This is a genomic window from Kosakonia sp. SMBL-WEM22 (assembly GCF_014490785.1).
Taxonomy (GTDB): domain Bacteria; phylum Pseudomonadota; class Gammaproteobacteria; order Enterobacterales; family Enterobacteriaceae; genus Kosakonia.
Genome location: NZ_CP051488.1, coordinates 3,070,240 through 3,093,247, shown reverse-complemented (window position 1 = coordinate 3,093,247; position 23,008 = coordinate 3,070,240). Strand labels below are relative to the sequence as shown.

The window sequence follows — 23,008 nt, the reverse complement described above, 5'->3', positions numbered from 1 at the left end:
AGCGCTCCTTAAAAATCCAGCGGGGACAGGTGTTCTTCATCATCAGGTTTCGGCTTTACCGGTTTTACTTCTATTTCGTCGAAGAAAAGAGCCGGGTGCGTTGTCATCACATCCGGCATAGCTGGTTTATCATTCTCGCCAAAATCCAGTGCGATCTTCACCGGTGCCGCTGTTGCGGTAATATCAGGGGAAACCGAAAAGATTTTTAGCCGGCGTTTTCTGACCTTGATTGGTGAAATCAGGGAGGCAGAAGGCAGTGCTTTTGTCGTAAAGATAAAACTGACAAAATCGGGCAGGTTCAGGATCATATTGCTGTCAATAAAGAAACGTTCGGCCTGGCGGATTGTGCGCTCACTGTCGATGGTTTCCGTCAGCATATTATCCGTTTTAGCCTTACGGAGTTCGTCATCCACCAGAATAGTGCCTGACATTCTTGCCACCCATTCCGCTGTATCCGGGTCCATAACCCGGTAAACCAGTTTGAATTTGGCATTTTCAACGACCGCACCGACAACGGCGTCACCTTTCAAATCTGCCGGGCAGTCTTTTAAATCGGCGATGGACTGGTGGTCCATAATAATGTGTACGCCTTTATCCCGCGCCGCGCCTAAACCTTCCAGCGCTGGCCTGGATAGATGGTATTTCAGTTCGGAAAGATAAACAGCAATAGGGCGGGGGACGTCTGTTACTCGATCGCGCTTTTCTGCCAACTGGTAAAGGCGAACCAGCAGCATGCGCTGGGCGGTAATAATTTTGCTGTTTCGCATGGAGCCGACAACATAACAGCAACCGCCTTCATCAAATATGTGCTTAAGCGAAAAGCCTTCTGGTGAGTTAATGGCATTGAGTAATGCCAGTTCCTCAATCTTCCCAAAGAACGCTTTGATTTTTTCGGCAATACCCTGAACGTAATCACCGTTATAAACATCACGGAGAGTTGCCGATGGGTTATCACTGACAAATTGCGCGGCCATACGCGCGGCTTTTCGGTCATCAATACGATAGAAGTCCGATTCCTGCCCTTTTTCCGCCAGGCTGAAACCGGCAACAAACAATTCGTCCAGTTCATCGGCAGTAATATTTTCAATCAGGTTTAGCTGGTATTGCTGTTTTCGCAGGTCAATTAAGGCAAAAGGCTTGCCTGCATCCTCACAGGCTTTGCGGTAAAGGTGTGGAGCCCATTCATCATCCTTGGGGTCCATAACAAAGACACCTTCATCGGCCAGAATGCTCTGGTAGAGCAATATCCCGGCAGCCACCCCTTTACCGGCTCCGGTAGTGCCGATAATATCCGCATGTTGTTTCTGCCAGTCTTTTAACGGGAGATACATCGGTTCGTTCTCCCTGTCCATGCCAGTAAAAATACCTTTATTCAGATCGATATAATCCAGCGGATCATAATGCAGTGTTTCCGGCAACAAGGACTTTACGGTGCGGACATCGGTGCGCAATTCCCGTTCAAGGGTGGTCTTTTTAACAAGGCGTTTCTTTATTCTGTCCAGTTCCGGCGTGAATACCCGGCGAAGCATAATATGAAAAATAATCCCGGTTACAGTGAAAGCAATCCGTACTGACCAGGCCAGTCCTGAATTATCACTGGTGAGTCTGATTTTATACAGCCACTGAAAGGCTCCGATAACTATCGGAGCCAGTGTGCCGGAGAGAAAACACAGCAGGAAAAAAGCCATAATCAGCTTTTTCCAGAGCGGGGCTTTCTGCCGTTCATCGCTTTTCATTGATGCAAAAAACGGCATCGTTAGCCCCGCTAATAATGCCAGCATCAGTTGTTGCTGTTGCACAAAAGCGAGCAGCGCCAGCATCCCGTTCACTATCGGCGACAGTGAAGCGGTAAGCTTATTTAAAATCATCGTGCCTCCTTCGTCAGTGATTCGCCCCATGACATCGCCCCATCAGTTCGCCCCACGGGGTCGGGCGAAAAGGCGGGGCGAACGTCCGGGACAAAGAAGGTGGCCGCTGTGCGGCCATGTGCAGGAAAGCATGCTTCCCCGCACGAAACGGCGTGCGCCAGTACATGCGGGCTGGACGCCCTTATGATATGTCGCATGGGGGTAATGTCGTGGCTGGAAGCCGCGCCAAAACCCCCAGGGTCAAAAGCGGCACACCGTCGCCCGCTACGCGCGACCATCCCCTTTAAGACGGTCGCTTTCGCCTTTTTCTTCCCTTTGCTTGTTCCTCGCAGCGGGAATAAAAGGGAAGCTGACCTTTAAAGGGGATGGTCGCGCCACGCTACCGGCATTGGGCCGGAGACTTAGCCGCGACGGTGTGCGGGGCAAGCCCCCCAAATAAACCGCTATCGTGGGCGATAGCTTTTCGCTCGCTAGGGCGGCGAAATTTATTCGGCTCCCCCCGGCCTGCAAAATCCGCGTGGGCGCGGCTGTTTGCAGGTGAGGCGCGGTGCCTGAATTATTTTCGCTCCTTAACCCGCGAAAATATTTCTGTCCGCTGCCTCATTTTTACGGCCTCTGTTTCTTCGCTCCTTAATCCGCGAAAAACAGAAGCCGTAAAAACCTGAAAACCGTCATGCTCTGTGCCCGTCTCTCCAGTGTTAACCACGAATGCGGCCATATTTACTGATGATCTGACCGATAGCCGCCGGGTCTGCCGAATCACATTCAAGTAAAAACGATTTTCTGGTATCAGCCGTATGATCAGGCAGAAAACCATGTTTATTCTTTTTTACGATATTAAAGAATGCACGTTCAGCGGAATGACATTCACTGCCGCCGCTACTTGCGGTTGCTTTACCGTACATACATAACACCACTTCGCAGGCGTTCGCAGCCATTGCGGATGTTGAACATGACGCCATAACGCCAAGAAATAATACGGAGAGTATGACTTTCTTCATTTGAGTCACCGTTATGATTAATGAAAGGTTGCGTATTTGGGATAATGTTATTTGCCAGAGTTATTTTCTGAATGCCTCTTTTATGCTATTTAAATGAACTGGCTTAAAGTAAATATCACGCATCCGTCGCACATCACCGTGTATATCAATGCTGACGATGACATCGATGCTTTTAAGTACCTTGCGTAACAGCACATCAAAAGGAATGTTCCGGCAGTCCGGGTTTTCATAGCAGCGGTCAATGATGCCTTCAATACATTCTTCCGGGGTGCCCGCATGCAGGGAGGTGATTAACCCTTCATGCCCGGAGCCGGCAATTTTCAGCGCATCCCACGCCTCCCGTCCACGAATTTCCGCCAGTAATATCCGGTCAGGGTTCATACGATAATTAGCACGGATCAGCCTGCCGGGTGTGACAATGGCGTTATTCCCGGCATCCGCCGGGTAAAAAAGATGAACATAATTGGCATGGTGATATAAACGGATTTCGGGATTATCCTCAATCGTTACCAGCCGGAGATGCAGCGGAATATAATGCAGCAGCGTTTTCATATAGGTGGTTTTGCCGGAGCCGGTTTCACCCACAATAAAAATAGTTTTGCCGTATTCCACCGCCTTTTCCATAAAACGGGGAATATCCCCGCTGTGATATAACCGGATCAGTGCATCATCCTGGCTTTCCGTTTTTTCCTGACCAGCCACACGCTGATAAAATCCCGCATCAATCCATGACTGATGTGTTTTCTGCTCAAACGAGGGTTTGCGTAACGTAATGGACACCGTGTTACGTTCACAGGCAGGAGGAATAATCGCCTGAATACGCTCGCCGGATTCGAGAGTGGCCGACAGTATCGGTGACGTATCGTCAATATTATCGTCCTGCCAGGAAGCCAGTGCTCTGGCAAAGGCGTAACACTGACGCAGCGTGACCAGGGATTCACGCCGCTGCCATGCCCCCTTTATTTTTGTATGCAGTTCCCCTGGTCGGTTAATCGCGATTTCGGTCAGCCCTTCGACTGGCAGATAATCACCGAACAACTGATTTTTCATAAAATCCAGTGACAGGTTTTCAGCGCTCATACCATTTCTTTTTCAGCCGTAGTTGATAAACAGAGGAAAAATCAATATCCGTGCCGGTCATGATGCCGATCACATCGCCCTGGTTCAGATACATGGTGGGTGGGATACTGATACTGTTTTCCAGCGTCGTTTTCGCCATTTCCGCCGTGGCGGCGCGGGTGTTTTCGGTATAGTCGGTATTGCGATCTTTACCCGGCGCGGCATCTGATGCCGCTGCCGCCACGTCCTGCACGGTACTGAGCATCAGGGCGTTGCCGAAACGCTCCCAGAAATGGCTGTCGATCCAGCCTGCGATCCCCGCCTCACCGAGCGGGCCGGTGGCCTGAGTATCGGTGAGCGGAATTTGCAGGCTGCCGGGCTCCGGCGTGCGCAGCTCCGTCCACAGCACAAACATCCGGCTGCGACCGTGTTGCAGTGCGCCGGTGCGGTAGATACCACGGGCGACTGTTCCTGCCGGGATCAGCTTCACATGGTTACTGGCGCTCCAGACATCCTCACCAATCAGGCAGGAGATATGACCGCCAACATCGGATACGAAGCGCCACATCATCGAACACGGAATATAGCGATCCACCGGGATATAGAGATCGGGATTAAGGCCCAGCCGCCTGACACCGGTGATACGGGCAACGCCCGGATTGTCGTTGTTATTGCTGTCTGCCGGTGCTGTCGTATCCGGGCAGCGCAGACGTCCATCTTTGCCACTGACCAGTACCGATTGACAGGATGTGTACGCCGTGGCGGCTGACGGGCTGCCCGACGTTTCCGCGTTGCTGCGCGATCCGCTTCGGGACGTTCGTGTATCGTCGCCTGACCCTGTGCTGCCGCTGTTCAGCCCGTCTGCCAGCGCTGCCGCCTTGTTCAGGGCGGGCGGCCCTGGCGGTAGAGCTGGAGTGGCAGGGGCGCTCTGACTGGCAGGGCCTGCGCTTTCCTGCCTCCCTGGCCCGAACAGGCCAAACGGGTTACTGTCCATGCCCAGATTCTTACGCTCCTGCTGCACCGCCCCGGAGGCGGGCGGCGGCGCGGTGTCAGATTCTTTCTCATCACCCCTTTTCAGGGCGCTGAGAAGACGATCGCCACCGGATGCCAGCGCGATGACCAGGACCAGACTCAGCAGGCTGACGATCAGCGTACGGTGACCGGAAGTCTTACGGAAACGGGTCACTTCCGGCTGGCCGGGCGGCGTTTTCTGCTCCGGCTCCTGATATGCCATTGCCGCGCGGGCGCGTTCACGGGCTTCCGATTCCCGTTCTGCGGTGGTTTTTTCCGGTTCGTCCGGGAAAGATTTGTCGGTCATTTTGCCTCCAGCGTAACGGACGGCGAAACGGTGTCACGGTTGGCCAGCGGGATACGCCCGAATCCGTCGTTTTCGATCCCCACCACCGAGGTGCCGTAGCGCAGTACCAGTTGCGGCGATGCCGGAACCGCCATCACGGTGTAATTGCCCTGTTGAAACGTCCGGGGCGTGACCGCCTGCTCCTGGCCGTTCACCACCCGGAAGACGGAAGGCAGGGTTTTCGTGGGGGAAAAACCGATATACGCAAAACGGCCGTCATCCCAGGTAAAGTCCGGGGCGATGGCGGCGGAACCGGCGGCCATCCGTTTTGTATAGCGCCAGTTGCGGGGCGTGGTGGTCTGCCCGAATGCCACCGCTATCCGCTGCCGGTCCAGTGTTTCCTGCTGATGTTGCTGACGGGTGGCGCTGGCGGCAGCTGACTTTTTCCTCTGCTCATCGGGATAGTGGTAGCGGATAACGTATGCCTGAGCGGGCGAGTCGCGGTCCAGCACGTTCAGCTCCAGGCTGTAATCACGCTTCGAGGTCACCACGAACAGGTTGGTTTTCCAGTCTTTTGCCGTCGGCAGAAACACCTGACTGACGTTGTTGCCGCTGGCGTCCGTTACCGGCTGGGTGATCGGGTTCGGGCTGACGCCCACCCGGTTGTCGCTTTTCGTCACGGTCCAGCCTTTTGGAAAACCCGCCTGCGCATCGATAACGGTTTCATCATCTTCAAACACCAGCATGGTGACGTAGCCGGGGCGGGTACTGACAACCGTGGCGTTCTGGCTGTTGTACGTGACGTTCTGCATCCGGCTGTCATACGTGCTGCCGCGTGGTGTCGCCGTGCTCCATGCCACGCATGACGCCAGTAAACCCGTGAGGAGCAGAATGTATTTCAGCATCATTCCCCCCTCAGCTCTTTGTCGCGCTGGTAGCTGGTGACGATAAAGCCCAGCGGGTTCACTTCGCGCTGGCTGTCGGTCAGTTGCCGGTTCGGGACGTAGCGGTATGTGAGGCGGATATTCCACACATCCGTTTTCACGGAATTATCAGCAATACGGCGGATAGTGCGCTTGATACGCAGGGTTGCCAGATTATCCGGCCCGGTGGCAGGCGCATGCACATTGGAAATAATGTCGATATCAACAACATATTCCGCCTTATTAAAAATCATGTCCGGTGCCTGGTCACCGTTAAACCCGTCCAGATAGTCCCGGTTCACGCTGTCGCTGTTAAATAACTGTACGTCGTCATAATCACGCTGGAGGGAGAAATAATTATACCCCTCGCGAAGTCTGACATAGTGTGCTGCCAGCGAGTGCGCCAGTGCTTTTTCAGACGAAATATCCCGCTCCTTCACGCGGGTCATATATTCATAGCGCCCGGTCTGTTTATCCACTGACCATAATTCAGTGTCGGTGGTTTTCAGCGGCAGCAGAATAATAATGGCCGCAATCGCCATTGCAGCCAGAATCAGCCCGGCAGCGGCCACCCGCCATGCGGTTTTTCGGGAACGCTCTTCCTTTTCCAGCAGGATGGATTCAAAAGAGCGGGAAACATTAACAATGTTCTGAATATCAGACATGGTGAGTCAGCTCCTGAATGATGGCGGGGGAATTCACCGGCTCGGGTTCGCCGGATACCGGCGGAAGGTCGCCCTGATGCCGTGCGCAGCCCGTGAGCGCGCACAGCATCAGAAGAATGATGCTGAATTTCATGGAAGCCCCTTATCGTATGGATGCAGGAATGCCGCACCGGTGGCGCTGGCCACGGCGTGACGGGGAAAGGAAATTAACGGCAGGAAGGATTAACGGTGACGCTGCCGGTTCAGGCGTTTCATGCTTTCGATGGCGGCGGCGCGTTTCTGCCAGGCGTTCACGGTTTTACCCGTGCCTGCGCCTGTGAGTCTCCCGGTCGCCGCGGCGGCGGCTAGGCCGCCTTTCGCAGCTAGGCGGGCACCGCCCCTGAGGCCAGGCCCGGCAAGGCTGGCGGATTTATTCGCCAGCCCGCTCAGACCACTCATTGCTGCCCCCTGCAGCACCGCCTGTACGGCGGCCCCGCTGAGTGCGCTGGCGAGCTTCGCGGAGAACCAGACCACCACACCCGCCGCAATCCCGGCCAGCAGGCACTGTGCCGCCAGCGTGACCATATTGGTTTCAGCAGATGTTTTTGCTGCGGCATCCAGTATTTTATTCAGGTAATTAATGGCGATACGGATGGATAAGGCGGAAAACATGATCGTTAATATTGCCGCGAAAATCGTTTTCAGCCAGTTATCAAACATCGGCTTAAGAAAACCGTACAGCAGGCAGAAAATAAAGAGCGGCGCGGTGGTCGTCATTAACAGGATGGTGATTTCGGCGAGCAGGTTCACAAAGGTGGCAGCCATCAGCAGGACAATAGAGCCGCCCCATACCAGGACTTCGGCAAGGCCACCATTCAGTTTGACGTAAGTTGAGGTGTCCATATTAAATAACTTTTGCCCCAGCGCCTGTGCCTTTTCCCAGACTGTATCCAGTAGCGCCCAGACGTTATCATCGCCTCTGATACCGTCTTTGAGTCCCTGGATAGCCGCTACCGCCATATCCAGCCAGCCATCAAGGTTTAACGCAAAGGTGGTGATCAGCAACATTCGCCCCACATCCCAGGCGACATCTTCAACCGGGGTCCGGAGTTTGCCAGCCAGCGTCTGATAACCGCGAAACAGTATAAACAGGGTAAAAGAGCTGACGATGATGACGCTGGTCATCGTGCCGTAAGTGGAAGACTGACCTTCCAGTACGGTATTCAGTCCATCCATGATGTTTTTGTCCATACCAACAAAAATACCACCGGACATGGTGCCTCACCTGATATATAAAGAAAGGAAATAAAAAACAGGGAGAATTCCCTGTTTTGCTGGAGGAAAAATTACTGTGTCACAGCATTTCTTTTTTCAGCTTCCTGCTGAAATATCGCCTCAAATTTCTCCTTAACCCCGGGCTGGCCTTCCTGTGCAAACATAAGTGCTGCCCGGTGGGCAAATTCGCAGTTATCGCTTGCCTCACCATCCTTAAGGCATTGCGTATAAACCGCATATGTTTCGTCAGGATGCTGCTTATACCAGGCTTCGGATTTGGTTTCCTTGCAGCCGGACAGTAATATCGCGCCTGAGAATGTGCATAAGGTGAATAAAGATCTGAGCACGGATAACCTCCTTATAAATTATTAAGGTCAGCAACAGGTGCCGTTAGCTGTTGCTGTTCAAAGGCTTTCTGTCTTTGCTGTTCCAGCAATGTCGTTCGCTGTTCAGCTTGTCTGACAGACATCTCCCACTGATTCGTCAGCGCATTTAACTGTACGCTTTTCGCCGCGATGGCGTTAGCCAGATCCTGAGACTCTTTCGAGTCCTGCGCATTCGATATACGATCAGATAAGTCTGATATGTCGCTGAGTGTGCTGTTGATCCTGTTTTCAACGCCAGTGGTATTCTCAATCGCCATTGCCTGATTGAGGATCATCTGTTTACAACTGTCGGCCAGGGCCTGAGATTTTATTCCTTCCTGTTCCTCGCTGCATACGCTGAACGATTTGTATTTATTGTAAAGGTTTTGCAGTTCAGAAGAATATGAACTGTTCTGCGTGGTCAGCAGATCATGCAGTGAAATACCGTTCTTACGGAGATTATCAATATCGGTTTTCAGACTTCGGGCATCACTGAGAAAACCCTTAATATCCCGCACGCCGGTTGCAGTGGCTAACTGTTTTTTATACGCATCAAGTTCACTTTTATAATGGGTAGCCGTATCCTCCCATTGCTGTAGTTTCTGCATCCACTGGTTAATGGATTCGGTATTCTGCACGGCGTCGAAAACCGGTATTCCGGCGCTGAACGCCTGCGTCGAGAAAAATAACGATAATGCCAGAAGGTGATCCCGGTTACGCATTAATATTACCTCCAGTCCGCTATTAGATGGCCCGCTCAAGGAAAGCGTCTTTCCATTCATCAGGTCGCATACCGTCCTGATAAATGGCATCAAATATTTTCAGATTGTCCTCACTGCCGCTGAGAAGCCGGGTGAGTTTACCCAGTCCGGACAGATCCATTTTCGCCATTGCCACAAACGGGCGGGTTTCTCCGGCCCGCAGCGGTGTTTTCAGGATGACCATATAATGCTCGCCCGGATCCAGGTTTCTGACCGTGTCATAAACATTGTCCGGCACTTTCATTTTCTCCACGTAATCCGCATAGCTGGCTTTCGGATTGGCGAGGAAAATCTGGGTACCGCACTGCTCAATAATCGCCGGGGCGATGGGGTGTCTGACGATTTCATCCGGTGACTGTGTTGCCGGGATGAAGATACCGTTCAGCTTGCGGATGACTTTCAGCATATTGAGCGAGAAGCGGGAAAATTCGACATCGGCCAGCCAGCGCCAGAACTCATCCATAAACATCACCAGGCGGCGACCATCCAGCAGACTGGTCACACGGTACAGCAGGTAAAAGGTCACGGGGCCGCGAATATCGTCATCATCCAGAAATTCGGTGCCGTCGATACCAAAGTTATCGACATCGCTGATGGTGAAAGTATCAGCCTCGTTATCAAACACCCAGCCGAACTCGCCCCCCTGCGCCCACTGCTTCAGGCGAATACGCAGCCCGTTGGTGCGGGCGTCTGTGGTCGGCGGCTCCGGCAGCACTTCCAGCAGCCGGGTGATCCCGAACCGGCGGAACTCCGGCGGATAGTCCTGCATGATGGTGTCCACGGCGGCACTGATCCGCTCCTCATCGCGCGGATCGAGCGGCTTACCGTTGCGGCGGCACAGCATGCGCACCAGCCGTTTGATGAAACTGATGTTACGGCGGGTTGGCTCCAGCGCAAACGGGTTGAAGCCGGTGGGCTCGCCGGTACGGATGCGGAAGTATCGTCCACCCATCTGACGGATCGCCATCTCCGCCGCCCGGTCCTTATCGAAATACACCGTGGTCAGCCGTTTGATGGTGGCAGAAGGCGCAAACGACGCCGGGTTACGGTATTTCTGCATCAGTTGTTGCATGATGGTCATCAGCAGGATTTTTCCGGAGCCGGTTTTCCCGATAATCGCCGTATTACCCGGCGTTTTCTCACCGGTGTCATCCCGTTCGGCCTGGCTGTCGTGCAGGTTCAGGTAATACCCGCCACCGCCGGGAGATGTGAGGATGGCGATGGCTTCCCCCCACGGATTACCGCTGCGTTTGTGGGCATGGAAGTTATGCAGGCAGGCCATATCAGCGAAATTCTGGCTGCTGACGGCCACCAGTCGGGGACGCAGCGTATAGACGCCCGGCAGTTGCGCCAGATATGCGGCGGGCAGTGACAGGGTGGAGAGCGTCGTCATAATACCAAGATCGGCGAAGGGCTGGGCCAGAACGTTAGTGTCCTTCACCACCTGTCCGGCATTGTCTGAGGAGATCAGCAGGGAAAAGTGGAATTTACCGCACGACACATGCCCGGACTGAAGCAGGTCGCGCAGGACAATCAACTCTTCGCGCTGGGAAATCGCGTCGTCGTCCGTGGAGTTAAGCCGTTTTTCCGCCAGCCGGATATGATGCTGCGCTTCATCCCGCGCCATGCAGGTAAAGGACTGCGTCAGAACATACTCGCTTTCGGCGTACAGCAGCGCATCCAGCATACCGGTATGGGTTTCCGGGGAATAATCCTTAATCTCCAGGCTGCGGAAGAAGCGGGAACCGCTGACCGTCTGGCATTCACCGGTGTCGGTGGTGAAAAACACGTCCGGCGTGCTTAATGTTTCATAAAACGGCGAGCGCGTTACGGCCACCTTCTGCCACTGTCCGGTGATCAGGCGGTGGAAGAACGCCAGTTGCGAGGAATACACCCGCCCGTTTTCTTCATATATCCCCAGCGGTGTTGCCATGTAGCGGGATAATGAGGATCCCAGTGCTTCACGGTATTCCAGCATGATTTTGAGCGCGTCATCCAGAACTGGCTGGCGTTTACCGTGCGACTGCGCTTTCATTGTTTTCTTCTCGATCTGAGAGAACGGTGCGTAGCAGACGGTGAAAAACAGCCGGTGCCGCCAGAACGGTTTTTCTTTTACCGGCTGGTAATACCGCCGGGTCACGTCATCGGAAAAGGGAATACCCGAACAGGCTTCAAAAGCATCATGGTATTTTTCACGGAGCCGGTGAATATAAAATGTTACCGGCAGACCTTCATACGAGCGGATAATATTGTTCAGATGTGTGGCCATCAGGGTCAGGTGATGTTCGTCTTCACATTCAAAGACTGTGCCGCCCAGCTCCCAGGTGGCAATAAAATCACGGTGACGGTTTCTGATGATGTGAGGGTGAATATGGGAGGAATACGGAATATATTTATCCAGCGTAATACGCTCGTTTAATTTCATTTTCTGAATAAACTCCGAGACATCAACATTATCGTACTGATTCGCCAGAAGGGCATTCGCGCCAAAATGGGTATTGGTGAAAAGTCGTCCACGGGTTTTAAACGCAAGCCAGAGCAGACTGAAATAATGAATGTCCTTTCGGGCTTTATTTTTCATTTCCGCCCAGGCCGGGATCAGCAACAGTGCCAGGTAATAGCTGACATAGACCGCCAGCAGGACGATAGCCCCGCTGACGAGAACGAACGGCACGAGAGGAATGCCCATAATGGTGGCAGGCCGCGTAAGCGCTTTATTCAGCGTAGCCATCGTTGCCTCCCTTATGATGCCCAGTAGGCACCGAAGCCGGACGCGCCAACAATCAGGATCGCGCCGATGATGACGTTACGCATGTCGTGCAGGCTCTTGCCATCGAACAGCACCTTGTAGCCCACCCACATTGTCGCCAGCGTGATGGTGACGGCGGCCAGACCCAGCAGGCCGGTCGAAGTATTGCTCAGTGTCTCATTGGCCTTGTTAAATCCGCTGTCTGCCGCCAGCGCCGGGGCAGACAGCAGCATGGAAGCAACAGCAGAGTAACGGCGTTTACGCATGATCATTTCTCCTCATCAGGGACAACAGGGATAGCGCCGCGAATGACGGAACCGGGATAATGCAGGCAAGTCAGGACCGGCGCAGTGGCACCGGCAGGCTCGCCGCGCAGCACAACGGCGGGATAACGGACAGACGGTTGTGTGCTCGGGTCAGGGGCACGCTGCCGGTCTTCCCGGGTGGACGGGACGACATAGCCAATGCGCTGTACGTAGCTGGTCTGGTTAAAGGCGGATTGCGGTCGCTGGCCGGTTTCAAAGTTGCCGGAGTAGTAACAACTGAGCGCCCGTTTCAGTGTTCTGCCGCGCCGGTAACAGTCGGCGAGAATGCGCTCAAATACCGACAGATTGATGCAAGGGTTAAGCAGGTCGCTGGCCGTGACGCCGTAATGGCGGAAATTGGTGCTGGTGATTTGCATCAGGCCGACCGAATAGCGTCGGCCCTGTGCAGTCAGCTGTCCGGTGAGGCGGACCGCCTCCGGTAGGCTCGTGGGAAAATGAGAAATCACGCCCCGACTGTCTGGCAGGATTTCAGCAATGGCGTAAGGGTGGAAACCGGATTCGACCCGCGCGACGTCAAGTGCCGTGGATGGGTGAATACTGGCGGCGCACTGCACCGCCAGTGCCAGAAAGGCAGTGGTGGAAAGCATGCTGGCCTCGTAACAGAGAGACCGGCGGCTTATAGAAAAATACGCCGCCGGGGGAGAAGAAGAGAAAATGGATTAAGCGGCCGCATTCTGTGAAATGTCACAATCTTCCCTGGGTTCAAGTAGCACCAGTCTGCCGGAGACGGCAATACCGGGTATCAAAACGATATTCAGACCGGGCTTGCCGTTATGTGCGAAGGCCACGCCAACTTTTGTCCAGTACGTGTTTGTTTCGCCCTGCACATCGGGCTGGCTTTCCTGGGTAACAAATACGTGATAAGCGGGTTTTCTCATGGAATTTCCTTTGATCAAAAACAGTAAATGAAATAAACCAGTCACATCCCGGTTCTGCATTCCGGTTTTAACGGGTCAGCGAGAACATTCAGCGGCACCCTGAATTGTGGTTACGTGACAGCCCGATCCATTTTGTTAAAGAGCAATACCCTGTCAGGACGAATTAATGTCCATAGGGGCGACTATGCTGTAATGGCGTTCTCAGATTCGAATATCTGGTGAGGGATATAAATAAGAAACTCAAAACAAAAAGAAGAGAGAAAAATAGTGGAGTATTTAAGATGCAGTGAGAATAATGAGGATTTAAAAAACACGAGAGAGTGGTATTAACATTCACCGTGAATAATAAAGACGTGCAGAGATATAACATCTCTACACGTCCTTTTTTTCCTGTCAGCGGCTACTACGTTCAAGTTTTTCCTGACATTCCGTACAGGTGGTTACACCCGGCAGTGCTTGCCGTCGCTTTTCTGGAATGGGTTTACCACATACACGACAGTGAAATAATGATGGTGTCGACCCCGGCTTAAAACGACTCTGTTCAATCATCTCCTCCAGGCGCTGCTCATTAAATTCCTGATCGCGATCGATCTCATCCGGCATCTGGTGCCCTCCTGTTAGCGGCAACTTCCTTTTCACAAAGCGTGATACGTCTCCATACCATGGTGAGTGACAGTCCCTGGAACCTTGGTAGCAAGAGTTCAGTAACCTTCATAATGGCCATCAGCGCGTCGGGGGATTCAAGGTTTTCCATCCGGCACTTCTGCCATTGCCGCCAGATCTCGGCATCTGTCTCTTCATCCGGCTCAGGTGTACGTCCATATGGCACGCTGACACCCAGCAACCGTCGGCGAAGGCAGACATCATTAGACGTCAGGCCAAAGTAGTGGTTGAGCAACGCGATAGAACCGCCCAGCCGGATAGCCCGGTTAATCTGCTGCTGTTGTCGGTATTCCTGTCGGGCCTGCGCCAGTAAATGATGCAGAACATCATGGCGGACACTGACCGAAACAAAGGGAGCCGCCGCCCGGCTGACAGCAAACAGTTCATCGAGTGATAACTCATTAAGAGCATTCATTTCGTCGAAAGTGAATCCGAGGGACTCGCAGTGACGAATATCCCCAACTTTCAGAGCGTGCAACGCATCAGTTAAGATGGTGTAATTAATTAATGGAATCATTCTGTTATCTCCTCAATCTATATGGAAAAGTTGAGCAAATAAACGGACATGTTTAACTGATTGAACGTCCGGCCAATTTAAGGCTGATCCATTCATCAATTTCCGATTCGAGCCAGGCCACACTGGCCGGGCCAATTTTTATTGAACGTGGAAAGGTTCCATTTTTCATATACAGGTAAATCTGAGAGCGTTTCAGGCCAGTTTTTTCTTCAACTTGCTTCAGGCGTAATAGCTGATGTGCTGTCATTGTTTTCTCCTGTGGTTAAATAACCGGTGGACGCCCGGCGTTCTCAAAAGAAGCACAGGAAAGATTAGGATGGAAGTTAATAAATCCATATCAAGGAGGCTATTATCCTTAATACGGATTTAAACTTTAGCATGATAAATATCATGCTATCTTAGATGATGGTGAAACTGGGGAGCCTCGTTCTAGCGCGGTTTTTAGTGTGTCTCCGCTGAGTCGATCTGTGATGCCATCGTCTGAGGCCCATTGCTCGAAGATGGATAAGAGTTTATAAGGTTGTCGAAGTAAAGGCCTTATATCCTCATTATGATAACAGGCAAGCCAGAAAAGACGTGATAGAGGCGTTGAAATACGGGGTTTAACGGCCAACGACTTGGTTGGGATGTTTATAAGCTTTCCAAGTTCTGAATGGCGTATAACAAAACATGCATCAGTAGGTAAATTATAGAGTGGAAAGTACGCTTTTCTCAGCGTGTTGTTTACTTCAATATGGGATATTTTTTCGGAAATATCCAGAATGATATCTTCGGGGAGCAACGCTGTTTGTTGTCGTATTCTGTCATTCCATGTGGAATTTATAAATATTTGATATATTTCCCCTGAAATAGTAACCGTCAGCCCATAATTGAATTCATTAGCTCCAGTTATTGGCGCTGGGATTTTAAGTGATTGTGATAGTAGACGTTGTACAAGAACATATTCATATCCAGCCAGGCTGGTATCTATAATTCTTTGCGCAGTGCGTAAATATCTTCCTTCTGTGCTGAGTATCAGATTGTTTTCTTCGATAAAGCTTTTTTTTCGAGGGCGCAAAGGCGGGAGATTAATGAGTTTTCTATAGGTCTAAATTTTAATTTATTTTTTACTTTTTGAATTTTTCTTAATGTAATAGGTGACTGAAAATAAATGGAAAGGATGATGTTTCCTCTCAGCGCATTCTTGTATATATCACTTTTTGTTAATCTAAACTTCAATTCGTGTTGAGCCAGTTGTATGGCTTCAGGTATAGTTAACCACTCAGTCATCGAGTATTTAATGTCAGTGCGATTATTTTCTTTTTTCATAATGAAGCTCCACTTGTATTGCAAGGTAATGGTACTTGGTTTAAATGCTGTTAACATTACTCAGTGCTCTTACTTCAGGCATGCTAGTTCAAGTTCAATTAATAAGAGTTTCCACGTAATAAACTTCGTTTGGATGATATTTAAGAGGGACTGGTCGCGCCTTAGAAACACGGAAAAAAGCTGACAACATTCATACTGTATGTTGGTTATTAATTTGAATGATATATGCCCAGTCTTTGATTTTTACTTTTGCCAGAATCAAAGAAATACTCCATGCGAATATAGCGATAATGTAAACTGACTCAGAGTATTCTAAGATGAAATTGGGTTGGAGATTATTATATATGCCACACGTATCAGATCTCATTTATACCAAATCGTCACGCAGGTATTGAATTTCAGCATCGGCAGTAAGCCTATACTGACGTCGCTGATGATGCGGAAAAAAGAGTTTATAGACTGGCGTGAAAGCAATTTATTATTAATTACTCAACATACCTGGCGCAGAGGTGGCGATCCTTGCGAAGAAAAATATATCGTATGGTGTTGTACATGCTATAAACAAAGTTGTCTTTCATGTCCTTTTCTTCAATCGCCTTGGCAATGGCATTTCTCATCATCATTAGAATAATACCTCTGAATATGGACGTTAAACCGATGGTAAAGAAAGCAGTAACAGCAAGGTCAACTAACCAAAATCCTGAATTAAGGAGAACAGGCCTGTAGATTGCCATACCCACTAAAACCACCCAGTGACTGAAACAATAAAAGCAACTGAGGAGACAACCTGTCATGGCATTTATCTTGACCATTCGTTCTCGCAAAAGACGGAACATTTCCTGTTGCGTGACGGTGATTGAAGTACAACTGGACATCAGCGCTATTACCATGCAAACCCAGAACTGCTCTAAAACGTTATCGAATGACATAGTATGTACCCCTCATAAGAACTTCATGTAATGATATAAGATACATGAAAACAAGATTCTTATGCAACAACAAAAGTGTCATAAGTGAAAGTGCAGCAATCGAGTATCAACAACGGGAATGTCAACCGGCTACTCTGGGATTACTTGTAATGATTCATATGTATACAATTCAAGGTGCCGTTACCTCTGAAGATATATCCTTGATGATCAATACGAATCCGGTTTAAGTCAGATGTCTGTTCCAACGGATAAAATTGCATGTACTGTCCATTCTGAGAATGTCCAGGGAGGGGGGCACTTCAAAAATCCCTCACTTCTAACACCGTTCTGCTGGTTTTGTAATGGCAGATTGAATTTAACCACCTGAACAGAGGAGATAGCCTTACTTCAAGACAAGTCAGGTGTCTTAAATAAAAAAGAAATTTCATCTCAGCTTTCAGGTGAATGTTCGTTCCTAATGGCAAAATAAATAGCCCAATGAGATAGGCTATTGCGCATCTGCAGTGAAATTGACTGACAGCAGTGATGCCTAAGTGAGATTGCTGTTATTAAAAGGCTTGGCGGAATAATTAGCTAAGATGTTCATACAATTCGTCAATAAAAACTTTATACCGGTTTTCGTTAGCCCGAGAAGGGTCATACAATAAATGCATTTCCCGAGGGGGAATATTAAAATCTTCCAGAACAGGAACGAGTTTTCCCATTTTAATAAATCGTTCAAGTCCCTTTTCATAACCAAATAGCAAGCCAGTACCTCTTAATGCCGCCTCAAGGATTGCTCCCCAGTCGTTAATAGCCAAGCGAGAGTTTACCATCACTTCCGCATATCCCTCACTGCTGGAAAAAGGCCAGTAATGGCTTAATCCCGCAGACCAAGGTGCAAAAACCAGACACTCATGATGTTTCAGATCAGAAGGTTGTTCTGGATGACCGTACTTTGCCAGGTATTGAGGAGCAGCGCATGCAATAAATCGGTACGCAGGCAACGGTTTTGCCGCAAGTCTGAGTTTCTTATCAAGCTCGCCGATGCGTATCACCAGGTCAAAATCTTCTGAAGCAGGATTAATAACGTCATCAGAAAGAATAAGTTCAATACGCATTTGCGGATAACGCTCAAGAAATATGCTCAAAAAATCCACTAAGACATAACGGCCGAATGTTACCGGCGCATTCAGCCGTAGCGTACCTGCAAGAATCGCACTCGAACTGCTTGCTTCCCGTTCTGCACTGTTGATGGCTTGTAAAATTGTTTCACAACGCCTGTAGTACAGCGAGCCTGCCGGCGTCAGGCTTTGCCTACGCGTCGTTCGGTTAAGCAGGCGCGTTTCAAGCTGCTTCTCAAGTGTGGCGATATGGCGAGCCACCATCTGAGGCGACATATCGAGCCGGTCTGCGGCCGCAACAAAAGAGCCTGTCTGAACCACAACAACGAAGGCCCGCATTCCGGTAAGTTTATCCAGCATTCGCTACTCCTGGTTGTTTCAGAACTCAATATTGGCGAATTTTAAAAACTGCTAATACTTATTATGCTTATTTTTTGTCTCATGAACAGGACAGCGAAAACGATGCACATTTATATTGTCAGAATGGACCATCCGGACGGCACCGGGTGGAATACCTTTGTGCGCGAGCATGTGATTTATCTGAAGGGGCTGATAGAACAGGGCAAACTGTTAGCGTCCGGTCCACTCAAAAACACGCCGCTGCGGGCGGGATTTCTTATTTTCAGGGCTGAGACGCGCGATGAAGTCCAGTCCATGATCGGTGCGGACCCTTTTGCACGTGAAGGCCTTATTGCCCACCTTGATATCCAGCAATGGGACCCTCTGTTCGGGCAGTTCAGCAGTTACTCAAGCCATAATGCAACCGGGGATTTGAAGGATTTAATTGATTAACCAATTGAGTTAAGAGAGATTTCTCTTAGTCTGCCGGATGAACCACATACAGGGTATGGGGAAAAGGAACACCTGTATTCATGGCGATACATTTCCGGTATGTTCGGTAATGTATCGCCATTAACCAATTCTGGTTAGCATGGCATAACATTCAATCCATCAGGTCGCGCCATTTTACCATCCTGTCACTGAGGTCAAGCGTCTCTCCGTCGATACTGAAACGGCCATCGCCCTGATGGTGGAGCAGACGCAGTTCCTGCCATGCGCTGTCAAGCCAAATCCGCTGAACTTCCAGCACCCACAGGTTATAGCGCCGCACCTGTCGGTCATCCACCACTCTGCACTCCAGGTTAGCCAGGCATTCATCTACCAGAGGCGCACTGACCGATTGCGCGGCAATGGGCGTCAGGCCGAAACGCGCAAATTTGTCGTCTGTTTCTCCCGAGCAATTACCGATGTCCACAACGGCCTTTGCCATCCCGGCTGGCGGTACAGCCAGAACACATTCCCCGCTATCTGACAGCGCCTGATAGCTGTAATCCCAGGGGCCGATAATCACACCGACCAGCGGTGGGGCATGCTGCATCATCATGTGGAAACCTGCGGTCATCAGATTCGTCCGGCCATCTGTCCCCCTGGTGGACACCAGAATAACGGGACCAGCTTCAAGAATACGGTACGCTTTTTCCGCAGGCAGGCTGTCATGCATGAGATATCCTCCAGAAAGAAAATCAGGGACAGTATGGTTCACATGTCCCCGGGGGGTATTACTCTTCAAAATCCGTGGCGTCTGACGCGCTTCGCCAGACATCAAGGTCCTGACTCACTGCATGCATTTTTTGTTCAGCGAGGGTGTTGGCAATCTTACCAGCAAAAAGATGCACGGGAGGGGCGTCAGCAAAGGCCGCCTGCAGTATCAGAGAAGCGACTTTATCAGGATTGCCAGCCTGTTTGCCGTCCAGACCGTTCAGATGGAGGTCCAGCGAGGCCTGAGCTTCGGTATAGTCAGCGATTGTGCGCTGGGCCACGACCAGCGTCTCTTTCGACAGAAACCCGGTGCGCACCGGTCCAGGATAAACCACTGTGGCTCTGATGTTCAGCTCGGCCAGTTCGGCCGCCAGGGTTTCGGTCAGACCGGCCAGTGCGAATTTGCTGGCGACATAGCTGCCCCAGCCCGCGTAACCGCCCTGAAAGCCCACGATCGACGCCACGTTGAAGATATGGCCGCTGCGCCGCGTACGCATATGCGGCAGGGCATGGCGCAGAACATGCAGGGGTGCAAACACGTTAACATCAAAATTGCGACGCAATTCGCTGTCGGTTAATGCTTCAATGGTGCCCTGCTGGCCGTAGCCTGCGTTGTTGACCACACAGTCAATGCGCCCGAAGGCGGCAATGGTGCTGTCGATGGCTTTTTGAACGCTGGCTTCGTTCACCAGGTCCACCTCCAGCGCCAGCAGTCGCGCGTTATCGTCGCCGAATGCCTGACGCAGACTGGTCAGGGTGCGGGAGGTTGCGGCTACGGCATCGCCTCGCGCCAGTAGCTGGCGTGCCAGCGAAAGGCCAATACCACGAGCAGCGCCGGTGATAAACCAGACTTTTGCAGGGGAGGTTTGTTGTTGCATTGATGAAGACTCCTGTTGTTGAAAAATGAATTGCATCACTGAATGGCGACACTCATGCCACCGTCGGCCATAACCACTGCGCCGACAATGTAACTGGCCCGGTCTGACGCCAGAAAGGCGGCGACTTCTGCGATTTCATCGGGGTGGGCTGCACGGCCAACCGGCGCTTTACGACCATGCTCTGCCAGATATTCCTGCCCGTCGGGCTGGATTGTATTCGTGATGTTTGTCACCGCATCTCCGGAGCCGACTGCATTAACACGAATACCGTGAGCGATAGCCTCCAGCGCGAGTGTACGGGTTAACTGTGCCAGCGCCCCCTTGGAAGCTGCATAGGCGGCGATACCGGGAAAAGACTGATAACAGGCGTAAGAACCAATATTAACGATTGCACCCGATTTTGCCGCCATCATTGGGCGCATGGCTTCCCTTGAGAAAAGGAATGCGCCCGTGGCATTAACAGCCATGACCTGGTTCCATTCCCTGAGCGTCATTTCTGCCACCGGCTGGTTGATGATGATGCCTGCGTTGTTGATTAAGACGTCGAGGCGACCGAACTGTTCTGTTGCAGTCCGCACGGCCAGTTCCGCACTGGCTTCCTGAGTCACGTCGGCGACAACGGGGACAACGCCTTCGCGTGCAAGCGCATTGACATTATCCCCCCGGCCAACTGCGACGATACGTGCGCCCTGGCGGTGCAACAGTCCGACGGTCGCCAGGCCGATACCGCTGGCGGCACCGGTGACGATCGCAACACGGCCTGCAAAGGGCATAGCCCTGGAAAAAGAGCCTGACTCTGACATGAACCCCCCTGAATAAATGAAAACATGTTTACGGTTAATGAGGACTGGCCACAGGACGGACGATGAGTTCGCTGATATCAACGCCAGCGGGTTGTTCGATGGCATAGGCGATTGCCTGCGCCACGGGCTCCGGAGGTAAGGCGATGCGCCGGAATTCGTGCATGGCAGCCCGGGCTGTTTCGTCCGTAATATGATCGGCAAGTTCTGACTCGACCACTCCCGGGCTGACCAGCGTCACCCGGATCGCATCGGTCTCCTGCCGAAGCCCGTCAGAAATAGCGCGCACGGCAAACTTGCTGGCGCAATAGACAGCGGCTGTGGGCGAGACCGTATACGCGCCTGTGGAGGCAATGTTAATAATGTGACCATAACCCTGCTCCTGCATGATCGGCAGGACGGCGGCTATCCCGTGCAGAACGCCCCGGACATTGACATCCAGCATGCGGTTCCACTCTTCGACCTTCAACGCTGCCAGCGGTGAGAGTGGCATAACGCCAGCGTTATTTATGAGCGCGTCAATGCGTCCGTGCTTCTCCAGCGCCCTGGCTGCGATGCGTTGCAAATCTTCTGGTCGCGTGACGTCAATTGCCATGGCATCAACATTACCCCCCGTTGCCCGCAACTCTGTCGCCAGTGCGGTCAGTTTTTCAATACGTCTGGCACCGATAAACAAATGATGTCCCTTCCGGGAAAGATGACGGGCTGTGGCCTCACCTATACCACTACTGGCACCGGTAAGAATGACCACCTTAGACGTTTCTGATACCACTGTTTTCATCACTCCTCCTTGCCTGTCACCGGGCGGGACAGGGAATGTCATTGGAATATCAAACAGGCAGGTATCATAAAGAGAGGGCACATACGACGACAGGCCTGACACTCTTGCATCATTGCCTAATCCTATTTTCTTTATTGATTTTTAAGCATGCAGGGAGTGAAAATATAATCATTAAATTCAATTAGCAGGTCTGCTGTATGCCAGAAAGATTGCCCTCCATATCTCAACAGTCCGAAATGGCGGCTATGATTTGCCAGCTCGCCCCTCATGAAGGTCACACCCGTACGTTGCTGGATGGCGTGCGTCTGATGCGTGCTGACGGCGCACTGGGGCGTACCCCCGTGTTGTACGAACCAGGCATTGTTATTGTCTGTCAGGGGCACAAAAGAGGTTACCTGGCTGACAGGGTTTACCACTACGACCCGTTGCACTACCTGGTGCTGTCAGTACCTCTGCCATTTTCAAGCGAGACAGATGCCAGTCCGGCAGAGCCTTTGCTTGCTGTGTCTATTCGTCTGGATATGACAGCGGTGGCAGACCTGGTTATGGCTGTCGATCACCATGCCACTGCATCAGGTTCACCCGTTGGCATTGTCTCCACACCACTTGACGACACGCTGGCAGATACGACAGTTCGTCTTCTGAAGGTATTATTTTCACCACTTGAAGCGCGGGTTCTGGGGCCGGGGATTGTGCGAGAGCTGATTTTTCGTGTTCTGCTGGGTGAACAGGGCGGAGCCATTCGTGCTGCGCTGGCCTGTCATGGCAACTTTGGACGTATTGCGCGTACGTTACGGCGTATCCACCTCGATTACGCCCGGCCACTGGATGTGGCTTCACTTGCGCACGAAGCTGGCCTGAGCGTACCGGCTTTTCATGCGCATTTCAAAGCCGTTGCGGCGACTTCTCCCATCCAGTACATCAAGTCAGTGCGTCTTCATCAGGCGCGACTGATGATGATACGGGACAACGTTACTGCAGCAGGGGCAGCAGCGCGGGTCGGCTACGAAAGTGCGTCGCAGTTCAATCGGGAGTTCAAAAGACTGTTTGGTCGCAGCCCCGGAGAGGAGACGCGCAAAATGCGCACAGCATTCGCACTGATGGAACCTGCGCAACTCGAAGCAGCGACGTCGACACACTAATCTGCAACTGTCGATATTCATGCGCAAACGTTCACTGCAAACCGGACTGAGACGCCAGGACGCTAACAGTTCATGCTGATATGAAGGTTATCTGAAGAACCTGTGGGATTTTCGTTCGTAACAAAAATGTCAGCAACACCTGCCGGCACATCAACACCGGCAGCCAGAACCAGTATGTACCTGTACCTCTGTGAACTGCGTG

At 51.6% G+C, this 23,008-nt stretch carries 25 protein-coding genes and 1 pseudogene; 2 read left to right on the top strand and 24 right to left on the bottom strand.

Going from position 1 to position 23,008, the window contains the following annotated elements; all coding sequences use genetic code 11:
- Positions 1–8: 8 nt before the first annotated feature.
- The 20 genes and pseudogenes from HF650_RS14885 to HF650_RS14790 all read right to left on the bottom strand — a co-directional run bounded on the left by HF650_RS14885 (position 9) and on the right by HF650_RS14790 (position 18,026).
- A complete protein-coding gene (locus HF650_RS14885; protein ID WP_187799302.1) occupies positions 9–1,868 on the bottom strand; it encodes a type IV secretion system DNA-binding domain-containing protein in 1,860 nt (619 codons plus the stop codon).
- Positions 1,869–2,566: 698 nt separating this feature from the next.
- Positions 2,567–2,869, bottom strand: a complete 303-nt coding sequence (locus tag HF650_RS14880; protein ID WP_045903278.1) for a TrbM/KikA/MpfK family conjugal transfer protein — start codon at positions 2,867–2,869, stop codon at positions 2,567–2,569.
- A gap of 60 nt (positions 2,870–2,929) precedes the next feature.
- The gene (gene virB11 / locus HF650_RS14875) at positions 2,930–3,949 is read right to left on the bottom strand and encodes a P-type DNA transfer ATPase VirB11 (RefSeq protein WP_022065102.1); all 1,020 of its coding nucleotides are present in this window, start codon (positions 3,947–3,949) and stop codon (positions 2,930–2,932) included.
- Positions 3,939–5,246 carry a VirB10/TraB/TrbI family type IV secretion system protein gene (gene virB10, locus HF650_RS14870; protein WP_022065103.1) on the bottom strand — a complete coding sequence of 436 codons (1,308 nt, stop codon included), beginning with the start codon at positions 5,244–5,246 and terminating at the stop codon, positions 3,939–3,941. Before virB10 ends, virB11 begins: the two co-directional genes overlap by 11 nt.
- On the bottom strand, positions 5,243–6,130 hold the full coding sequence (virB9, locus tag HF650_RS14865; protein WP_045903277.1) for a P-type conjugative transfer protein VirB9: 888 nt from the start codon (positions 6,128–6,130) through the stop codon (positions 5,243–5,245). The genes virB10 and virB9 overlap by 4 nt, the downstream gene beginning before the upstream one ends.
- A complete protein-coding gene (locus HF650_RS14860) occupies positions 6,130–6,813 on the bottom strand; it encodes a type IV secretion system protein (protein ID WP_045903276.1) in 684 nt (227 codons plus the stop codon). The genes virB9 and HF650_RS14860 overlap by 1 nt, the downstream gene beginning before the upstream one ends.
- On the bottom strand, positions 6,806–6,946 hold the full coding sequence (locus HF650_RS14855) for a hypothetical protein (protein ID WP_020078407.1): 141 nt from the start codon (positions 6,944–6,946) through the stop codon (positions 6,806–6,808). The genes HF650_RS14860 and HF650_RS14855 overlap by 8 nt, the downstream gene beginning before the upstream one ends.
- 89 nt (positions 6,947–7,035) lie before the next feature.
- Positions 7,036–8,067 (bottom strand): type IV secretion system protein, encoded by a 1,032-nt coding sequence (locus tag HF650_RS14850; RefSeq protein WP_045903275.1) that lies wholly within the window; start codon positions 8,065–8,067, stop codon positions 7,036–7,038.
- A gap of 71 nt (positions 8,068–8,138) precedes the next feature.
- Positions 8,139–8,414 (bottom strand): EexN family lipoprotein, encoded by a 276-nt coding sequence (locus HF650_RS14845; RefSeq protein ID WP_022065320.1) that lies wholly within the window; start codon positions 8,412–8,414, stop codon positions 8,139–8,141.
- Positions 8,415–8,425: 11 nt separating this feature from the next.
- The gene (locus HF650_RS14840) at positions 8,426–9,154 is read right to left on the bottom strand and encodes a type IV secretion system protein (protein ID WP_022065319.1); all 729 of its coding nucleotides are present in this window, start codon (positions 9,152–9,154) and stop codon (positions 8,426–8,428) included.
- A 22-nt stretch (positions 9,155–9,176) separates the two neighbouring features.
- Positions 9,177–11,924, bottom strand: a complete 2,748-nt coding sequence (locus HF650_RS14835; RefSeq protein WP_187799301.1) for a VirB3 family type IV secretion system protein — start codon at positions 11,922–11,924, stop codon at positions 9,177–9,179.
- A gap of 11 nt (positions 11,925–11,935) precedes the next feature.
- Entirely contained in the window at positions 11,936–12,214 is a 279-nt protein-coding gene (locus HF650_RS14830) for a TrbC/VirB2 family protein (protein ID WP_045903274.1), read from the bottom strand.
- Positions 12,211–12,855: a lytic transglycosylase domain-containing protein gene (locus tag HF650_RS14825; protein WP_187799300.1), complete on the bottom strand. Its 645-nt coding sequence runs from the start codon at positions 12,853–12,855 to the stop codon at positions 12,211–12,213. Before HF650_RS14825 ends, HF650_RS14830 begins: the two co-directional genes overlap by 4 nt.
- Positions 12,856–12,927: 72 nt before the next feature.
- Entirely contained in the window at positions 12,928–13,146 is a 219-nt protein-coding gene (locus HF650_RS14820) for a hypothetical protein (RefSeq protein WP_022065315.1), read from the bottom strand.
- Positions 13,147–13,539: 393 nt separating this feature from the next.
- Positions 13,540–13,749 (bottom strand): TraR/DksA family transcriptional regulator, encoded by a 210-nt coding sequence (locus HF650_RS14815; RefSeq protein ID WP_022065314.1) that lies wholly within the window; start codon positions 13,747–13,749, stop codon positions 13,540–13,542.
- Positions 13,739–14,326 (bottom strand): DUF2857 domain-containing protein, encoded by a 588-nt coding sequence (locus HF650_RS14810; protein WP_022065313.1) that lies wholly within the window; start codon positions 14,324–14,326, stop codon positions 13,739–13,741. The genes HF650_RS14815 and HF650_RS14810 overlap by 11 nt, the downstream gene beginning before the upstream one ends.
- 52 nt (positions 14,327–14,378) lie before the next feature.
- Positions 14,379–14,573: an AlpA family transcriptional regulator gene (locus HF650_RS14805; RefSeq protein ID WP_020078417.1), complete on the bottom strand. Its 195-nt coding sequence runs from the start codon at positions 14,571–14,573 to the stop codon at positions 14,379–14,381.
- 141 nt (positions 14,574–14,714) lie between these two features.
- Positions 14,715–15,634: pseudogene (locus tag HF650_RS14800) on the bottom strand (hypothetical protein).
- Positions 15,635–16,119: 485 nt separating this feature from the next.
- Positions 16,120–16,563, bottom strand: a complete 444-nt coding sequence (locus HF650_RS14795; RefSeq protein WP_064757898.1) for a hypothetical protein — start codon at positions 16,561–16,563, stop codon at positions 16,120–16,122.
- 569 nt (positions 16,564–17,132) lie between these two features.
- Positions 17,133–18,026: a LysR family transcriptional regulator gene (locus tag HF650_RS14790; RefSeq protein WP_022065310.1), complete on the bottom strand. Its 894-nt coding sequence runs from the start codon at positions 18,024–18,026 to the stop codon at positions 17,133–17,135.
- 102 nt (positions 18,027–18,128) lie between these two features.
- Here HF650_RS14790 and HF650_RS14785 point away from each other — a divergent pair, with 102 nt between their 5' ends.
- Complete coding sequence (locus HF650_RS14785) at positions 18,129–18,458, top strand: YciI family protein (RefSeq protein WP_022065309.1); 330 nt, start codon at positions 18,129–18,131, stop codon at positions 18,456–18,458.
- Between the two features lie 151 nt (positions 18,459–18,609).
- On the opposite strand, the gene HF650_RS14780 is transcribed toward HF650_RS14785, so the two are convergent.
- Genes HF650_RS14780 through HF650_RS14765 form a run of 4 tightly spaced genes read right to left on the bottom strand, consistent with a single transcriptional unit; the run spans position 18,610 to position 21,664 of the window.
- Positions 18,610–19,167 (bottom strand): flavin reductase family protein, encoded by a 558-nt coding sequence (locus HF650_RS14780; protein ID WP_045903273.1) that lies wholly within the window; start codon positions 19,165–19,167, stop codon positions 18,610–18,612.
- A 58-nt stretch (positions 19,168–19,225) separates the two neighbouring features.
- Positions 19,226–20,083 carry an SDR family oxidoreductase gene (locus HF650_RS14775; protein ID WP_045903272.1) on the bottom strand — a complete coding sequence of 286 codons (858 nt, stop codon included), beginning with the start codon at positions 20,081–20,083 and terminating at the stop codon, positions 19,226–19,228.
- 35 nt (positions 20,084–20,118) lie between these two features.
- Positions 20,119–20,886 carry an SDR family oxidoreductase gene (locus tag HF650_RS14770; protein ID WP_049139195.1) on the bottom strand — a complete coding sequence of 256 codons (768 nt, stop codon included), beginning with the start codon at positions 20,884–20,886 and terminating at the stop codon, positions 20,119–20,121.
- Between the two features lie 34 nt (positions 20,887–20,920).
- On the bottom strand, positions 20,921–21,664 hold the full coding sequence (locus HF650_RS14765) for an SDR family oxidoreductase (protein WP_049139194.1): 744 nt from the start codon (positions 21,662–21,664) through the stop codon (positions 20,921–20,923).
- Positions 21,665–21,861: 197 nt separating this feature from the next.
- Here HF650_RS14765 and HF650_RS14760 point away from each other — a divergent pair, with 197 nt between their 5' ends.
- The gene (locus HF650_RS14760) at positions 21,862–22,806 is read left to right on the top strand and encodes an AraC family transcriptional regulator (protein ID WP_022065304.1); all 945 of its coding nucleotides are present in this window, start codon (positions 21,862–21,864) and stop codon (positions 22,804–22,806) included.
- The last annotated feature ends 202 nt before the right edge of the window (positions 22,807–23,008 follow it).

Excerpts from the sequence above, each read along its gene's own strand:
- HF650_RS14805 (WP_020078417.1), bottom strand. The coding sequence starts at position 14,573 with ATGACAGCACATCAGCTATTACGCCTGAAGCAAGTTGAAGAAAAAACT.
- HF650_RS14885 (WP_187799302.1), bottom strand. The coding sequence starts at position 1,868 with ATGATTTTAAATAAGCTTACCGCTTCACTGTCGCCGATAGTGAACGGG.
- HF650_RS14780 (WP_045903273.1), bottom strand. The coding sequence starts at position 19,167 with ATGCATGACAGCCTGCCTGCGGAAAAAGCGTACCGTATTCTTGAAGCT.
- HF650_RS14860 (WP_045903276.1), bottom strand. The coding sequence starts at position 6,813 with ATGTCTGATATTCAGAACATTGTTAATGTTTCCCGCTCTTTTGAATCC.
- HF650_RS14825 (WP_187799300.1), bottom strand. The coding sequence starts at position 12,855 with ATGCTTTCCACCACTGCCTTTCTGGCACTGGCGGTGCAGTGCGCCGCC.
- HF650_RS14765 (WP_049139194.1), bottom strand. The coding sequence starts at position 21,664 with ATGAAAACAGTGGTATCAGAAACGTCTAAGGTGGTCATTCTTACCGGT.
- HF650_RS14840 (WP_022065319.1), bottom strand. The coding sequence starts at position 9,154 with ATGCGTAACCGGGATCACCTTCTGGCATTATCGTTATTTTTCTCGACG.
- HF650_RS14880 (WP_045903278.1), bottom strand. The coding sequence starts at position 2,869 with ATGAAGAAAGTCATACTCTCCGTATTATTTCTTGGCGTTATGGCGTCA.
- HF650_RS14785 (WP_022065309.1), top strand. The coding sequence starts at position 18,129 with ATGCACATTTATATTGTCAGAATGGACCATCCGGACGGCACCGGGTGG.
- HF650_RS14775 (WP_045903272.1), bottom strand. The coding sequence starts at position 20,083 with ATGCAACAACAAACCTCCCCTGCAAAAGTCTGGTTTATCACCGGCGCT.
- HF650_RS14770 (WP_049139195.1), bottom strand. The coding sequence starts at position 20,886 with ATGTCAGAGTCAGGCTCTTTTTCCAGGGCTATGCCCTTTGCAGGCCGT.
- HF650_RS14855 (WP_020078407.1), bottom strand. The coding sequence starts at position 6,946 with ATGAAATTCAGCATCATTCTTCTGATGCTGTGCGCGCTCACGGGCTGC.
- virB11 (WP_022065102.1), bottom strand. The coding sequence starts at position 3,949 with ATGAGCGCTGAAAACCTGTCACTGGATTTTATGAAAAATCAGTTGTTC.
- HF650_RS14760 (WP_022065304.1), top strand. The coding sequence starts at position 21,862 with ATGCCAGAAAGATTGCCCTCCATATCTCAACAGTCCGAAATGGCGGCT.
- HF650_RS14795 (WP_064757898.1), bottom strand. The coding sequence starts at position 16,563 with ATGTCATTCGATAACGTTTTAGAGCAGTTCTGGGTTTGCATGGTAATA.
- HF650_RS14830 (WP_045903274.1), bottom strand. The coding sequence starts at position 12,214 with ATGATCATGCGTAAACGCCGTTACTCTGCTGTTGCTTCCATGCTGCTG.
- HF650_RS14850 (WP_045903275.1), bottom strand. The coding sequence starts at position 8,067 with ATGTCCGGTGGTATTTTTGTTGGTATGGACAAAAACATCATGGATGGA.
- HF650_RS14835 (WP_187799301.1), bottom strand. The coding sequence starts at position 11,924 with ATGGCTACGCTGAATAAAGCGCTTACGCGGCCTGCCACCATTATGGGC.
- HF650_RS14815 (WP_022065314.1), bottom strand. The coding sequence starts at position 13,749 with ATGCCGGATGAGATCGATCGCGATCAGGAATTTAATGAGCAGCGCCTG.
- virB10 (WP_022065103.1), bottom strand. The coding sequence starts at position 5,246 with ATGACCGACAAATCTTTCCCGGACGAACCGGAAAAAACCACCGCAGAA.
- HF650_RS14790 (WP_022065310.1), bottom strand. The coding sequence starts at position 18,026 with ATGCTGGATAAACTTACCGGAATGCGGGCCTTCGTTGTTGTGGTTCAG.
- HF650_RS14820 (WP_022065315.1), bottom strand. The coding sequence starts at position 13,146 with ATGAGAAAACCCGCTTATCACGTATTTGTTACCCAGGAAAGCCAGCCC.
- virB9 (WP_045903277.1), bottom strand. The coding sequence starts at position 6,130 with ATGCTGAAATACATTCTGCTCCTCACGGGTTTACTGGCGTCATGCGTG.
- HF650_RS14810 (WP_022065313.1), bottom strand. The coding sequence starts at position 14,326 with ATGATTCCATTAATTAATTACACCATCTTAACTGATGCGTTGCACGCT.